We start from the raw sequence: 12,812 nt of genomic DNA on the forward strand, positions 1-12,812 counted from the left end.
ACAATCGGGAACCTGGCCAAGCGGAATGGGCAGGGGTGGACAAAGCTCCCTGCAGGAACCCGGTAGCGTTGGATTCATGCTCAACTTCTCCTCCACAAGGCGCCGCGCGGGCCTTGTTGCCATCACCACTGCGGCGCTGCTGGGAGTCTGCGGCTGCCAGGCACCGGTTAATATCGAAGATGCCGACGTTCCTGCCTGGAAGGAAAAGGTCCTCCCCGCGGCGAGTGGCGTAGTGCTGGAGGACTCCGGCAAAATCCTCAACCGTGACCCCTTGGTCAAGGAATCTCCCAACGTTCCGGCCGGAAGCTACACGCTTACCATGGCGTGTGATGGTGGCGGCAAAGCCTATTTTGCGGTTTCCTCTGGCGGCACCAAGATCGCAGACGCGGCCGCCGCTTGCAACGGCAGCCTTGACGTGGTGAAGATCAAAATGCCCGTTTCCGGTACTTTGAACATCTCTACAAGTAGCGTCGATGCCCCGCTGATCTTCGCCTACCACGTGGTCGCTGCTGCTGCCTAGGACCTGGCCGATGCCCGCCCCCGGCAGGCCTTTGGCTTGCGGCTGTACGGGCGTAAAGTCAGTCCATGGGCAGCAAGGCAGCTCGCTCGGTGATGCCGCAACGGCCGGTGAGGGCCGCCGTCGTGATCCTTATTGCGCTGAGCAGCAGTCTGACGGCTTGCGAATACACCTTTGACGAGGATGGCAGGCCGGATGCCAGCCCTACATCCACTGCCGGCAATGTTGTTCTTCCGCCCGACCCCGCGCTGGAGGATACAGTCACCGGCGAGGCACTGGAAGAGTGGGCCAAAATGGCTTTGCCTGAGTCCCAGGGACAGTCCTTCTACTCAAGCAGCGGCTACCTCAACCCCGGCGAGTCCAAGTCTGAGCAGACTGTGCAGCTGCCTGGCGGAACGTACGCGGTGACGCTGGCATGCCGCGGAACACGCCGCGTTACCTTCAGCGTCGCGTTGGGCGAGGCCAAGCTGGTGGATCTGACCTTGGGGTGCGCCAATGCCCGCGTGAGCGTAGTCCAGTTGGAAAAGGACGCAGTACTCTCCATCACGGTGGGGTCCAGATCGGACTCCAACTTCGCGTACCGGGTGAGCCGCCTCTGAACCGGCCGTCAGGCGGCTTCGCAGCCTCCGGGGCAGCGGAGTGTTTCCGGGCTGGAGGCACATTCCGCGCAGTAAAGGGTCAAAGTACGGCAGCTGAGGTTTGAGCAGTTCTCAAACTTGTTGGTGGGAGCCGCACAGCGGACGCATTCACCAATGGTTTTGGCTTCCTCGCTGAACTCGACATGCATGCGCTTATCGAAGACGTACAGAGAGCCCTCCCACAGGCCTTGATCCTTGAAGGTCTCGCCGTAGCGGACAATCCCGCCATCCAGCTGGTACACCTCTTTGAAGCCCCTGTTGACCATCAGGCTGGACAGCACTTCGCAGCGGATACCGCCCGTGCAATAGGTGACAACGGGCTTGTCCTTGAGGGAGTCGTACTTGCCCGAATCGAGTTCCTTGATGAAATCGTGGGTGGTGTCCACGTCCGGGACGATTGCGTCCTTGAACTTGCCGATTTGGGCTTCGAACGCGTTGCGGCCGTCAAAGAACACCACGTCTTCGCCACTGGACTTCTTGGCATCCACCAATGCGTGCAGTTCCTCCGGTTGGAGGTGCTTTCCGCCGCCCACCACGCCGTTGGCGTCCACCTTCAGCTCACCGGGCGCACCGAACGACACGATCTCATCGCGCACTTTGACGCTGAGGCGCGGGAAATCTGCAGCGCCCCCCTCTGACCACTTGAAGTCGATGCCATGAAAGCCCTTGTATTCACGGGTGGTCTTCACATACTGCTTCATGTTGTTGAGCTCGCCGCCCACCGTGGCGTTGATGCCGTCCTTTGAGATCAGGATCCTGCCGGTGAGACCCAGCTTTTCGCAGAGGGCACGCTGCCACAGACGCACGGCGTCGGGGTCGGCGATCGGAGTAAAGCCATAGAAGAGCACAATTCGGTTCAGAGCCACTATTAAAGGGTACTTGGTGCAGTAAAATCCTCGCCTCCCGTGCCGGATTCCAAGCAGGGTTCCGGGCAGGTTTGCCTGAGGGACCGTGGTCGGGAAGTCACAATTCCATAAGCAACCATCCCCGGGCTGACGTGGCTCTGTTGCTTCATGATGCGCTGGCATACTCTCTCTACATGAGTCCAGACGCCTTGGTTGAAGACATTGCGCACCTCTTGGAAGTCTGGGTAGCCGGCTGGTCCGGCTGCCGCGGCTATGAACTACGCCAAGAGGGCCGCTTCCCTGCCGCACTTCGCGCCGACAAAACCGGTGACTGGGAGTATTTCGCCCACGATCCGTCAGACGAAGAATTCGCCGTCCTGGCTGACAAGACGGCAGAAGCTCCAACCCGGGTCCTGACGATCCTCACCAACGATGTCCAACGGTACAAATACCTCGCTGAACAGCGCGGACTGACGGTGACCTCCGCGTCCCAGACCATGATGATCGTGGACATGGAAACTCAGGATGCCGAGGATCCGTGGCTCCCTGACGACGATCTGGAGCTGGCTACCTCGGAATCCAACGGTGTCCATTACGCGGTGGTCCATTCCGGCGAGCAGGTGGCTGCCAGCGGCCGGGTGTATGTGGTCAACGGCACGGCCATCTTCGACAAGATCGTCACCGAACCCGATTTTCAACGCCGCGGCTTGGGCAGTTTCATCATGAAGGCCTTGGCGGCACAAGCCTTCGCGCACGATGTGGAGAACGGCCTGCTCCTGGCATCCCTGGACGGCCAAAAGCTCTACTCCCATCTGGGATGGGACGTGGTGTGCCACGTCCTTATGATGTCCAGCGGCACCGAAGGATCGGACCTCTCAGGAGCATAGAACCTCCCAACCAAAAGCAATGCCCGACGGCGGCGCCCCCAGGGTGCCGCTGTTGGCGTCCCCGCACAGTGACAGAATGATTCGGTGGCTGCACCAAATTCAATGATCTCCTTGCTGGGCCGGACGCCGGACCCTGAGCAGCTGCGCCATGTCCACACCATCCCCGCCCGGAAAGCGGTCAATGAGCCCTGGCCCGGCTGGGTCCATCCGGACGTTGTGGCAGCCTACGGTTCCCTGGGCATCCACGAACCGTACCGACACCAGATCCAGGCGGCAGACCTCGCTCATTCCGGACAGCATGTTGTCATTGCCACGGGAACTGCTTCGGGAAAGTCGCTCGCCTACCAGTTGCCGGCGTTGGATGCGATACACCGTTCCGAGTTGCGGGTCTTGTCAGATCCCGGCAAGATCCACGACGACGGCGCCGTTACGCTCTACCTATCCCCTACCAAGGCCTTGGCAGCAGACCAGCTGGCAGCAATCCGCTCGCTGAAGTTACCCACGGTCCGGGCTGAAACGTATGACGGGGATACTGACGTCTCCTCCCGACGGTGGATTCGTGACCACGCCAACTTCATCCTCGCCAACCCGGACATGCTGCACTTCGGCATCCTTCCCAACCACACATGGTGGGCCAGGTTCTTCCGGCGGCTGCGCTACGTGATTGTAGACGAAGCACATAGTTATCGCGGCGTGTTCGGCTCGCACGTGGCCAATCTGATGCGACGACTCCGCCGGATCTGCGCCTACTACGGGGCTGGGACCTCCTTCCCCGAGCCGGTGTTCATTGCCGCTTCCGCCACGGCCTCGGACCCCGGGATTTCCTTTGGGCGGCTCATCGGCGCTCCCGTCCGGGAAGTTTCCGAAGACTGCTCGCCCCACGGTTCCACGACGGTGGCGTTCTGGGAACCGGCCCTCACCGACGTCAAGGGCGAGAACGGCGCCAAGCAGAGGAGGACGGCCGTAGCTGAGACTGCGGACATCCTGGCCAACCTCGTTTCCTCGCGCGTCAGGACCATCGCGTTCATCAAGTCCCGCCGCGGGGCGGAGTCCATTGCATCCATCACCAAGAGACTGCTGGACGAGGTGGATCCCAGTCTTCCCGGGCGCGTGGCCGCGTACCGGTCCGGGTATCTGCCCGAGGAGCGGCGGGCTTTGGAGCAGGCGTTGAGATCCGGGCAATTGCTGGGGGTCTCCAGCACTTCCGCCTTGGAACTTGGCATCGATATCTCGGGCCTTGATGCCGTGCTGGTAGCTGGATGGCCCGGCACGCGGGCTTCGCTCTTTCAACAGATCGGCCGCGCAGGACGGGCAGGGCAGGACGCCATTGCCGCCTTCGTGGCAAGCGATGACCCCTTGGATACGTATCTGGTGAACCATCCCGAGGCCATCTTTGACGTGTCGGTTGAGGCCACCGTCTTCGATCCCGGCAACCCGTACGTCCTTGGCCCGCACCTGTGCGCGGCAGCAGCCGAATTGCCGATCGGACCCGCCGAGCTTGACCTGTTTGGGCCGACTGCCGAGGGGCTTCTGGACCGTTTGGTAGTGCAGGGGTACCTTCGAAAGAGGCCCGCCGGATGGTTCTGGACCCACCCTGAGAGTGCCGCAGGCATGGTGAACCTCCGGGCCGACGGCGGCGGTCCTGTCAGCATCGTTGACGCTGAAACCGGGTCCCTCCTGGGAACCATGGACTCGCCGCAAACCCATTACCAGGCGCACACGGGTGCCATCTACGTCCATCAAGGCGAGAGCTACCTGGTGGAGGACCTCAACGAAGCCGACCACTGCGTGATGGTGCGCCGGGTCAACCCCGACTTCTACACCACGGCACGGGACGTAACCCAGATCGAGGTCCTTGAAACTTCCCGTTCCGTCCAGTGGGGCGACATCACCGTGCACTTTGGGGACGTCAAAGTAACTACCCAAGTGGTCTCCTTCCAACGCAAGGCCTTGATTTCCAATGAGATCCTCGGCGAGGAACCCCTCGATTTGGGAGCAAGGGACCTGTTTACCAAGGCCGTGTGGTTCGTGGTGGACAACCGTTCGCTGCACGGAGCCGGGCTGGTGGAAGCGGAGTTCCCCGGGGCGCTGCATGCGGCTGAACATGCTGCAATTGGGCTCCTCCCTTTGGTGGCGTCCAGCGACCGCTGGGATATCGGCGGGGTATCCACTGCCTTGCATGCCGACACAGGGGTACCAACGATTTTCGTTTACGACGGCCACCCTGGTGGCGCCGGGTTCGCTGAGCGGGGCTTTGAGAAGGCCAAGATATGGCTGACAGCCACCCGGGAAGCCATCAAGGCCTGTGAGTGTGATGCCGGCTGCCCGTCCTGTGTTCAGTCCCCCAAGTGCGGCAACAAGAACAACCCGCTGGACAAGGCAGCCGCCATCACCCTCCTGAACGTCCTGTTGAAGGACGCCAGCTAGATTCCCTGAAGCCAGCCGCCCGGCACGAAGCCTGTGTGCTTGGCCCTGTTAGCTGCTAAGGAGGAGGTCCGGCTCGTGCGCGGCCAGTGGCAACGCCCCACTGGAAGGGATGGGCCAGCTCCGTGCCGACCTCCACCACCCCACCAGCAACACTGCAGGACGTGATCTTTGCATCGTGCTTCCCGGCCACACTTGCGGCAACGGCGCAAGGCTCCCCGGACGTAAGCCCCCGGGCCGCATCTGCGGCGGCCAGCGCTGCCAGGTCAGCCGCAGACGCCGCCCGGGATGCCATCACTCCGGCCTGCGCCAGTAGGAGCAAGCCCAGCAACAGCAGCATGACCACCGCGCCCAAGGCCAGCGCCAGCACGGTGCCAGCGCCGCCTTCATGCTCGGTGTTTGGCCAAAGGTTTTTCACGGGGTGACCACTTCTTCCCGTGCTGTAGCCGAGGCCTTCAGCGTCCATGGGATCAACGGGCCCAAAGCCCCGCCAACTGCCGAGGAAGCAGTCACTGTGACCCACTCGCCGTCCCCGTTTATTGACGACGTAACGCCTCCCCCGGCAAGCCGCTTGACGATCCCATCCACCGAGCCGGAGGCCTCACCCCGCGCCGAGGCTCGTGCTCCTGCCCTCGCCGCCTCCTCCAGCCTGAGTTGGGTGATACCTGCGGCGCCGCCTGCCAGCAGGAATGCCAGGAGCAACACAACGGCCGGCAAAGCGACCGCGAACTCCGCAGTGACAGCACCCTTTTCCTTTGCATTCCGGGATCTCCTGTCGGCAGGCAGCAGAGCGGTCATGGCAGGGACAACGCCGTACGGATCAGGTTGAGCAGGAAGCCGCGGACCTCTTCGCTCCGGAGGATAACTACCAACAAACCCGCCAGGCCTACGGCGGCAAGGGTAGCAATGGCATACTCGGCCGTGGCCATGCCCATTTCCGAGCCCGTCAGCTTTGTCCGTGTGCTTAACCTTGACCAGAAGCCTTCGTCCTCACATGGGCCGTCCTCGGACTCCGCAAGATCCCCGAAGCCGAGTCCTAACTGCAGGAGCTCGTCCTCGAAACCGAATCGCTCGGGATCGTTGTGGTCGAGCTCGTACTCGGAGAGTTCCTCATGCTGGGTCGTCTGTGGTTCCTCGAAGGGAGCCCCAAGGAATTCAGCGGGAACCGGCCGATCCCGCGGCATATCACTCAGGAGGCCTGGAAGCGTAGCGGACAGTGTTTTCATGGTGGTTTCCTTTCCATAAAGTGCCAGCTCTCTGCTGACAGAACCGACTCTTCCGTGTTCCGGAAAGGCCCGGAAGTGGGTGCTCTCCGCAAGTGGATAACCCGTCCCGTCCCGCTGGGTGTGGAGGAAAGGTTGTGGCGTTGACGGCCCTCTCCCCGTTTCACCCCGAGGGGAGCATGGCGATCAGGACCGGGACAATGCCAAGGCAGATAAAAGCAGGCAGGGAGCAGAGACCCAGAGGAACTACAAGCTTCACGCCCAAGGCAGCTGCCCGCTTCTCCGCGGCCCGGAACTGCTCGCGCCGTTCCCTCGCCGCTTGTGCATAGAGGATAGAGGCAGACGGCGCACCAGTCAGCGCCGCGAAAGCCAACGCATCCTTGAGGCGGACCACTTCAGGGGCGTGATTGGTGGGCGTCCGCCAGGCAGTCTCCCAGTCGGCACCGAGGGCCAGCGCGGCAACAACGGGCCGGAGGGAATTCCTGATGGGAGGAGACGCGCACTTGGCGATAAGTTCCAATGCCCGCCCGATTCCGGCTCCGGCGTCGAGCATGGAAGCCACCAATTCCAGCATCATTGCCGTATCGCGCAGTCCGTCTTCTTCCTGTTCCGGTGGGGTTGATGCGGAGGACTCCTGCGCCGCTGCTGAGTCCCTTCCCCGGGACGTCAACTGAGTTCCCAACCGTGCGGGCGCCGCGAAGCTCAGGATTGCTGCGAGCACCATGACCGCGATCATCACTAACACCGGCGTCTGGTGCATCAGTAGGCTCCGATCGCGGATGCGACCAGCCGCGATGACCATACACGACCCGCCGCTGTGAGAAGCAGACCAACCGCGAAGGTGGCAACACCCAGGAAGTTGTTCAACAAGATCCCCACCGGATCCACGCCTAATGCCACCCCCAGCCCCAGTCCAAATACCGGGAGCCATGACAACAGGCGCACGGTAGCTTTGGGGCCTGCGAGCGCCGTCTGACGGGCAGCCTCGGAGTCCTCTTCGGCCTCCAACTGCGCTGCAAACCGGGTGAGGAGGTCAGCCAACGGACAGCCGCTGGTCTCCGCGATGTCCAGGCATGCTGCCAACTCCATCCACACGCGGCGCTCAGAACTTCCGCGTTGCGGATACGCTTTTGCGGCTGTGCCCCGGATGGCTTCGGCCGGCGAATTTCCCACCGTGGATGCTGCCCGCGCTGCTGCTAGAACTTGCAGGGACGGGTGGGAAAGCCCGGTGTTTCCCTTTGCTGCTGCCGAACCCGCGCCATTGTCCGCTAGCTGCCCTGCACCGTGGACTATCCATAGCTCCTCCCACAGCCTGAAAGCTCCCCGTCCGCCGCGCAGGAGGGCTGCGAGCTGCTGCACCAACACCACAAGTGACAAGGGCTCCGGACGCTTTCGCGGCCTTGGACCTCCGCGCCGCGTCATGGGACGGGCATCGGTGCGCAAGGTCCGGCCCGCTGGTTCCCCCAGCCTCGTCCGGAGACGCCTGATTCCATCCCTGTGGCCTGTGAACTGCAACCAAACCGCGAGCGCCGCAACCAGGACGAAGAGGCCAATCACCGGATATCACCGAAGTCATGCATCCCCACCGGACGTGACCCGGTTGATGTTGGATTGGCCGTCTTCCGGGACCTGCGTCGTGGCGGATCATCAGGTTCAGGCCGGTCGACTTCCTGTGCTGGTAGATGGTCCATCTCCAGCGGTGCCAACGAGAGCCGGGAGGCAAGTTCCGGCCATGCCGGCCCTGGCGTCATTCCTGCCGGGCTCCAGCTGAGGGCCGGCACAACCTTTTGCTGTTGCCGTGTGTCTGTGACTACTCCGATGGACGCGACCTTCCGTCCCGACGGTGTCCGGTCTACGTGGATCACGACGTCAAGGGCGCTAGAGACCTGCAACCGAACGGCTTCGGCGTTCAACCCCGCCAAGGCGCCGAGGGCCACCAACCGTGCCGGCACGGCCTCTGCGGTGTTGGCGTGGATAGTGCCACCACCACCGGTGTGCCCAGTGTTGAGTGCGGTCAGCAATTCGCGGACTTCAGCGCCACGGCATTCCCCCACGATCAGCCTGTCCGGCCGCATGCGCAGTGCTTGGCGGACCAGTTCTCCGAGGTCCAGTGCACCTCCGCCCTCAAGGTTTCCGTGGCGGGATTCCAGCGTGACAACATGCGGGTGAACAGGGTTGAGCTCTGCGGCGTCCTCTATCAGTACTAAACGTTCCGCCGGATGGCTCAGCCCGAGCATTGTGGAGAGCAGGGTTGTCTTTCCTGAGCCGGTGGCACCGCTAATGAGGAAACTCAGTTTGTTGGCCATGACGGCACGAAGAACCGACTCAACGTGCTCCGAAAACATGCCGGATTCCCGCAACTCGGCGAGGGTAAACACTTCGTCCCGGCGGATTCGAATGGACAGCAACGTCCCTGCCGTTGATATGGGAGCAAGGACTGCGTGGACCCGGTATCCGCCGTTGAGCCGGACGTCCACGCAGGGGGAGCCATCGTCCAACCGTCTTCCCCCGGCTGAGATCAGGCGGGTGGCCAGCGATCTGACCTGTTGCTCGGTGTCGAAGTAAACAGATGTACGTTCCAGGCCGTTCCCGCGGTCAAACCAGACGGAGTCGGGGCCGTTGACGAAAATGTCAGTGACGCCAGGATCCTGTGCGAGCGGCTGAAGAGGACCCAGTCCGTTGAGTTCAGCATTGATGGACTCAGCCGCCTCCAACGCTCCGGCGGTACCCAGTAGTCTGCCGCTTGCCTGCACGGCTGCGGCGACAGTGGAAGGTGTCACGGGTCCGCTCCCGGCGAGCACCGATTCCCGCACCGTTTCAAGAAGAACCGAGTCCAGCCTGCGGCTCTGCCGGCGGCGGGTTCCGTCGGCAAAGGGGCTCACTGGGCGGCCCCGTTCAGTTCCAGGACGGAACCGGCTAAGCGCCTGATTGGTTTTCGGCGTCCGATCTCCAGCAATCGCCCCAGCTCAGTGCTGGCCGCTACACCACGCATCTCCGGTAGGACACCCAGCAGCGGCAAGCCAAGCGACTCGGCGATCAGTGGCGCATCCACTGAACTGGCGCCGCTTCCCCGGATCAAGAGTCCTGCATCTATGGGTGGGAGTTCGTTGAGGACGCGCGCGGCCGCCACTGCAGACTTAAGGTGGGCCGTGGTCAGCACCAGGATCCTGTCGCAGTCCCATGCAAGCGTTCCCAGCCCCTCAACGCTGCGTCCGATATCCACGAGGATGAGTTCGAAGCTCCGGCGTGCAGCGTCAACAACAGCAGCCACAGCGCCGACCGCCGGGATGTGGACCGGTTCCCTCGTCCCGGGCCAGGACAGGTATGCGAATCCGCCAGCCACGGGCAATGAATCCCGGAATTGGGAAGGATCAATGCTTCCCCGGGTTTCGGCGAAGTCCGGCCATCGGAGGCCGGGCACCTCATCCGCCGTCACTGCCAGCTCGAGGCCTCCACCCCAGCGGTCGCCATCGATGAGCACGGTGCTGATGCCATGCCCTGCCGCAGCCTGGGCAAGCCAGATTGCGGTAGTGGTAGCTCCCGCCCCACCACTACCGCCGATGATTCCGATGACCGTCCCCCCAGGGTCCGGTGAGCCGGACATACTGAGGTGTTCAGCCAGCCAGCCGGCGGCCTCGGGAAGGACAGCGACCCGCTCAGCTCCAAGCGACGCGGCCAAACTCCATAGCCCATCACCTTCAGAGGCTTTGCCGAGCAACACAGTGGGAGCCCTTCGCCTGGGCGGCAACTCTTGAATATCGCTGCCTACCAATACGACGTCGGCATTGTCCCAGCCGTGGACGGCTTCGGCCACGTCCGCGGCTAAACGGAGACTCCCCCCTGCAGCCGCGACTATCCGTTTGGCCTCTTCCTGAAGGTAGGAGTCAGCGGAAACGAGCAGAATGCCGACGGCTTCGCGTGGCAGCCAAGATCCGTCCGGGTCCCCTTCAACTGCTTTCTTGTGGGGGTGCCCGTAATTGTCAGTGGTCTGCTGGATGTGTGCGGGTTGCCTCTGCCGACGATCTCGCTTGCTCATGGCGTCCACACTGGTTGAATCGGCAAACCAACATAAGGTTCGAATTCCCGTATGTGCACAACATAGTGCGGCCGGAAGTTGTGGAGGAGCAGTCCTCCCAGCAACAGCACACCTCCGCACAGGGCAGAATGGACACCATGTATTTGCTGCTCGCCGCCCACCAGCAAGGCGCAGCCATACAAAGGATCTCCCCCACCGGCAAGGCCACTGCAGACGCACGCGTCCTCACCCGGGGTGAGTTGCCCGGCGTCGTGCGTGAATTCGAAACCCAGCGGCCCCGCTGGGTGTGGCACCGCGCCCAGGACTGGTATCCGGAGCTGCTAAACCATGGCATAGAGCTGGAGCGTTGCCACGACCTCGTGCTCTGCGGAGCCATCCTTGCCCACTCCGAATTCACGGCGCACACGGATTATGCCCGGTATGCGGTCAAACTCACGCAGGACGACGACTCCGCACCACCCCGCGCTCTTCAGCCCCCACCGCCTCCCGCAGACCAGGGCGCTCTCTTCGAGGACCTGGCCCAGTCCAACCCCAAAGTGGGGTTGGCTGAACTCAGGGAGGAATTCGCGGCCCAACAGCACGCGGTCTCACAAGTCTCCGAGGCCCACCAACAGAAACAGCGCCTCCAGTTACTGCTCGCCGCTGAGTCCGCTTGCGCGATGATCGCCCTGGAGATGCAGCACGCCGGCGTCCCTTGGCGAGAAGAGTTGCATCAGCAAATCCTTGCCGATGTCCTAGGGCCCCGGCCGCCGCTGGGGCACCGTCCGCCGGCACTTGAGGCTCTTTGCGCCGAGCTCAGGAGCATCCTCAACTCCCCCGGCCTGAATCCGGATTCCCCGCAGGATCTGATGCGCGCCTTGCACCGGAACGGGATCGAGGTCAAAAGTACCCGGCAGTGGGAGCTTCAGGAATCGAAGCATCCGGCCATTCAGCCGTTGCTCGCCTACAAGAAGCTTTCCCGGCTGCACACCGCCAACGGCTGGTCTTGGCTGGACGCCTGGGTGCGTGACGGGCGGTTCCATCCCGAGTATGTGGTGGGTGGGGTTGTGTCGGGGCGTTGGGCTTCGCGCGGTGGCGGCGCCCTCCAGATCCCGCGAAATATCCGGGCAGCGGTCCATGCGGATCCCGGGCACAAGCTCATTGTTGCCGACGCCTCCCAACTGGAGCCGCGTGTTCTCGTGGCGCTGGCCCAAGACACGAAAATGGCAGAGGCAGCACGGGACAAGGACCTCTACGCAGGCATCGCAGCCCAAGGCTTTGGGGGTGATCGGGCCAAGGCGAAAATTGCCCTGCTGGGAGCTATTTACGGCGCCACCACGGGCGAGTCGGGGCGGCTTATGCCGCAGCTCACGCGGACCTATCCACGCGCTGTCGGCTTCGTGGAGCAAGCAGCGCGCGAGGGCGAAGCAGGCCGAACCGTCACCACCCGGCTGGGCAGAAGCAGCCCACCGCCGTCGCCCGGCTGGCTGCGCAGCCAGCAATCCACCACCGCCGAGGAACAGCGGCGCGCCGACAATCTTGCCCGATCACGGGGCCGTTTCACCCGCAACTTCGTGGTGCAGGGCTCGGCTGCTGAGTGGGCGGCCTGCTGGTTGGCAGAATTACGACGACGGCTGCGAACCTTACGCGCCGAAGGCTCACCCAGCGGTGAACTCGTCTTTTTTCTCCACGATGAGGTGATGATTCACGCTCCAGTGAACGCCGTGGACGCCTGTATCCGCGCCATCGAAGAAGCGGCAGCATCGGCGAAGGAACTTATGTTCGGACGGATCCCTGTGGAGTTTCCAGTGAGCCTGGCCGTCGTCGATTCCTACGACAAAGCGAAGTAGCGGACCATAGCCTGATGCAGCGGCACTATCCAGTCACATCCCGCTATATGAGCCGGGATGACCCGCCCATGACAGGTACCGCAAAGTAGCTTTGGTTCCGCCCGGGTTCTGGATAGTTTCATGATGTGGATACTTTTGCTGGTCCACCGCAGAATCAAAACAGCATCACAAGGGGGAAGCATTCGATGGCTGGCAGGTTTGAAATTCTCAAGGACAATGCCGAGGGCTACCGGTTCCGCCTTACAGCGGCCGACGGTACGGTGGTTGCCGAGTCACCCACGTTCCCGCACCTCGAGGGTGTTGTGGCCGGCATCAACGCCGTACGGGAAAACGCCGCCACCGGTCTGATCGTGGACCGGTCCACGACGGCCCGCGAGGCAGCGTAAAAGCCCGCGAGGCAGCGTAAGCCTCGA

General features: G+C 62.8%; 14 protein-coding genes. 6 read left to right on the forward strand and 8 right to left on the reverse strand.

Translation table 11 applies throughout. From position 1 onward, the window contains the following. The first annotated feature begins 76 nt into the window (after positions 1-76). Positions 77-520, forward strand: coding sequence for a hypothetical protein (locus ACZ5J0_RS15685; RefSeq protein WP_223940853.1), 444 nt, complete (start codon positions 77-79; stop codon positions 518-520). A 65-nt stretch (positions 521-585) separates the two neighbouring features. Next, positions 586-1,116 (forward strand): hypothetical protein, encoded by a 531-nt coding sequence (locus tag ACZ5J0_RS15690; RefSeq protein ID WP_142938049.1) that lies wholly within the window; start codon positions 586-588, stop codon positions 1,114-1,116. 8 nt (positions 1,117-1,124) lie between these two features. On the opposite strand, the gene trhO is transcribed toward ACZ5J0_RS15690, so the two are convergent. Continuing rightward, positions 1,125-2,021: an oxygen-dependent tRNA uridine(34) hydroxylase TrhO gene (gene trhO / locus ACZ5J0_RS15695; protein ID WP_142938048.1), complete on the reverse strand. Its 897-nt coding sequence runs from the start codon at positions 2,019-2,021 to the stop codon at positions 1,125-1,127. 173 nt (positions 2,022-2,194) lie between these two features. Between trhO and ACZ5J0_RS15700 the strand changes: the two genes are divergently transcribed. Further along, positions 2,195-2,887, forward strand: coding sequence for a GNAT family N-acetyltransferase (locus ACZ5J0_RS15700; protein ID WP_166841835.1), 693 nt, complete (start codon positions 2,195-2,197; stop codon positions 2,885-2,887). A gap of 102 nt (positions 2,888-2,989) precedes the next feature. Continuing rightward, positions 2,990-5,314 carry a DEAD/DEAH box helicase gene (locus ACZ5J0_RS15705; protein WP_446698047.1) on the forward strand — a complete coding sequence of 775 codons (2,325 nt, stop codon included), beginning with the start codon at positions 2,990-2,992 and terminating at the stop codon, positions 5,312-5,314. A gap of 55 nt (positions 5,315-5,369) precedes the next feature. Here ACZ5J0_RS15705 and ACZ5J0_RS15710 read toward each other — a convergent pair whose 3' ends face one another. The 7 genes from ACZ5J0_RS15710 to ssd all read right to left on the reverse strand — a co-directional run bounded on the left by ACZ5J0_RS15710 (position 5,370) and on the right by ssd (position 10,570). Further along, a complete protein-coding gene (locus ACZ5J0_RS15710) occupies positions 5,370-5,651 on the reverse strand; it encodes an Rv3654c family TadE-like protein (protein ID WP_464094740.1) in 282 nt (93 codons plus the stop codon). A gap of 74 nt (positions 5,652-5,725) precedes the next feature. Beyond that, the gene (locus ACZ5J0_RS15715; protein ID WP_464093484.1) at positions 5,726-6,109 is read right to left on the reverse strand and encodes a TadE family type IV pilus minor pilin; all 384 of its coding nucleotides are present in this window, start codon (positions 6,107-6,109) and stop codon (positions 5,726-5,728) included. Next, positions 6,106-6,537, reverse strand: coding sequence for a DUF4244 domain-containing protein (locus ACZ5J0_RS15720; protein WP_464093485.1), 432 nt, complete (start codon positions 6,535-6,537; stop codon positions 6,106-6,108). The genes ACZ5J0_RS15715 and ACZ5J0_RS15720 overlap by 4 nt, the downstream gene beginning before the upstream one ends. Before the next feature lie 160 nt (positions 6,538-6,697). Then, a complete protein-coding gene (locus ACZ5J0_RS15725; RefSeq protein WP_464093486.1) occupies positions 6,698-7,294 on the reverse strand; it encodes a type II secretion system F family protein in 597 nt (198 codons plus the stop codon). Beyond that, entirely contained in the window at positions 7,294-7,902 is a 609-nt protein-coding gene (locus ACZ5J0_RS15730) for a type II secretion system F family protein (protein ID WP_464094741.1), read from the reverse strand. The genes ACZ5J0_RS15725 and ACZ5J0_RS15730 overlap by 1 nt, the downstream gene beginning before the upstream one ends. Before the next feature lie 185 nt (positions 7,903-8,087). Next, positions 8,088-9,416 carry a TadA family conjugal transfer-associated ATPase gene (locus ACZ5J0_RS15735; protein WP_464093487.1) on the reverse strand — a complete coding sequence of 443 codons (1,329 nt, stop codon included), beginning with the start codon at positions 9,414-9,416 and terminating at the stop codon, positions 8,088-8,090. Beyond that, positions 9,413-10,570 (reverse strand): septum site-determining protein Ssd, encoded by a 1,158-nt coding sequence (gene ssd, locus ACZ5J0_RS15740; RefSeq protein WP_243753250.1) that lies wholly within the window; start codon positions 10,568-10,570, stop codon positions 9,413-9,415. The genes ACZ5J0_RS15735 and ssd overlap by 4 nt, the downstream gene beginning before the upstream one ends. A 137-nt stretch (positions 10,571-10,707) precedes the next feature. Between ssd and ACZ5J0_RS15745 the strand changes: the two genes are divergently transcribed. Together ACZ5J0_RS15745 and ACZ5J0_RS15750 are read left to right on the forward strand one after the other, a co-directional pair. Beyond that, positions 10,708-12,399, forward strand: coding sequence for a bifunctional 3'-5' exonuclease/DNA polymerase (locus tag ACZ5J0_RS15745; protein ID WP_166841840.1), 1,692 nt, complete (start codon positions 10,708-10,710; stop codon positions 12,397-12,399). Positions 12,400-12,584: 185 nt separating this feature from the next. After that, entirely contained in the window at positions 12,585-12,785 is a 201-nt protein-coding gene (locus ACZ5J0_RS15750) for a YegP family protein (protein ID WP_142938039.1), read from the forward strand. The last annotated feature ends 27 nt before the right edge of the window (positions 12,786-12,812 follow it).

The sequence above is a fragment of the Arthrobacter sp. DualSoilB13 genome (assembly GCF_055389195.1).